Annotated in this window: 1 protein-coding gene; it reads right to left on the minus strand. The window is 34.5% G+C overall.

Going from position 1 to position 1,831, the window contains the following annotated elements; translation table 11 throughout:
• Positions 1 to 1,174: 1,174 nt before the first annotated feature.
• The gene (locus tag BX659_RS18595; protein ID WP_097019714.1) at positions 1,175 to 1,630 is read right to left on the minus strand and encodes an AraC family transcriptional regulator; all 456 of its coding nucleotides are present in this window, start codon (positions 1,628 to 1,630) and stop codon (positions 1,175 to 1,177) included.
• Positions 1,631 to 1,831 lie beyond the last annotated feature (201 nt).

Here is a 1,831-nt window from a genome sequence, read left to right on the forward strand (position 1 = left end):
GAATGCATTCTACTTTAGATTATAAAAGTCCAGAAGAATACGAAAATGAGAGAAAAACCACTAAACTATGTGTCTAATTTAATGGGGGAACCTCAATTCGACAAAAATGGGGTGAAGTCTTTTTTGTATAGCTAAAAAACCTTGAAATATTAGCATTTATTTTTATGAAATTCGCTTAAATAGATATACTCATAATTTTTAGAGGTACTTTTTTGATATATATTTACTTAAAATAATAGATAATGGCCAAGCTAAGAGGTTTAAATGAGTTATTTTATAAATAATTTGATGAGATAAATATAAAACCAAAAATATAATTAACCAATTAAATATTCCTTTGAAAATCTTCAAATAATAAAGGCCTCCTTCTAAATGAATAATATGTGACAATTTTCAAATTTTAACATTTGTATTTATTATATCATTATAAAAACTAAAAATGAAATTTGATATTATTTGATTTTATGGGATACCAATCTTACATAGAAGGCAGAGAATATCTGGGGTGGGTGCGAAATGTAATAAGAAAGGACAGAGGTGAATTTGCTCTGTCCTTTCTTATGTAATGTAGCAGGGGCAATCAAGACCATCCAGCCACACTACAAGCTGGGGACAGACGGGAAATGCTGTGAGATTTCCCGCTCGCCCCAAAGGGTGTCCCTCAATCTTCCCTCCCCCCATCCTAATAGCTCCTTCTTGGCGAAGTGTTCTGTCTCGAGCCTGTCTGGGAAGGGAGTGGCGATTATAAATGCGATAGCATTTATAGAGCACGGAAAGACCTTTAGGACTTGAAGGAAAGTGGGGGGCTTGGGGGGAGGAAATGAGGGAAACCCTGAGCTTGTAGTGTGGCTGGTCAATAGAGATGGTTTGAACTTGATCTTAGCCTATTGAGCGACACGTAGCTGGGGAAGATACCGAGTCCTGCTGGTTTTGTCAGGTTGTAGATTCCCCAGCGGAGAGGAGCGAAATGGGCGTTATGGTTTTAGGAGAGGTGATAGCAGGTGGTTGTGCTGCTTTGACCTCTCCTTTCATTATTAGTTTAGATGTTTTTAGATCTTTAGTATTTGTTTGAAATATTTTGACTCACTTTATCTTCTATTTCCAATTAACATGCTACACAACACAAAACCATCAAATGACCACTGTAACTTAAAAAGAGATGTCTTATTGTAAGTTATTTAGCCATTACTGGGACACAGATTTCACAATAACCATTGCCTATCATTGCACCAGTATATCTTTCAAAGGTTGCTCTGTTATCAAGCTCATATTCAGTAGCTTGTAGCTCTACAAATATTTGCTCCCATGCGTTTTGAATTTCCTTAGGGGTATGTTTAGCTTTTAAAGTAGCATATAAACCTCCACTTATTTCTGTTACATTAACAGTATCGTCAACTTGATAGTCCTTATAAATAACGATAGCAGCATCATAGCGACAGTTTTCTGGCGATGTTGTTTCAGGGTTATCGTGAGCAATACCAAGGATGATTGCATCATCGTTAAATAAGTTTTGAGCTTGAGCCCAGTCTTTTAGTTTTTCCATGGTCTTAATATTATTAGGACCATAGGGACCAATTTGACGTAGATAAGCAATTTTACACTCTCCAATATTTTCAATTCTGATATTCATCTTGATCTCTCCTTTGGTTTTTGAGATTGACTATAACCTAAATTTAGCATGATATAAAAAATTCTTCAAAGAAAATTTTAAAAAAATTAATCTATTGTAATATGTTCTTAAATTGCAATATTAAATTGAACTAATTTCAAACTGTAATAATTTGTGTATTTAGTTATATAAAATTTCTCTTACTTGGTCTTCAAATGCTTC

This window comes from Orenia metallireducens, from assembly GCF_003001995.1.
In the GTDB taxonomy this organism is placed as follows: domain Bacteria; phylum Bacillota; class Halanaerobiia; order Halobacteroidales; family Halobacteroidaceae; genus Orenia; species Orenia metallireducens_B.

Excerpts from the sequence above, each read along its gene's own strand:
- BX659_RS18595 (WP_097019714.1), bottom strand. The coding sequence starts at position 1,630 with ATGAATATCAGAATTGAAAATATTGGAGAGTGTAAAATTGCTTATCTA.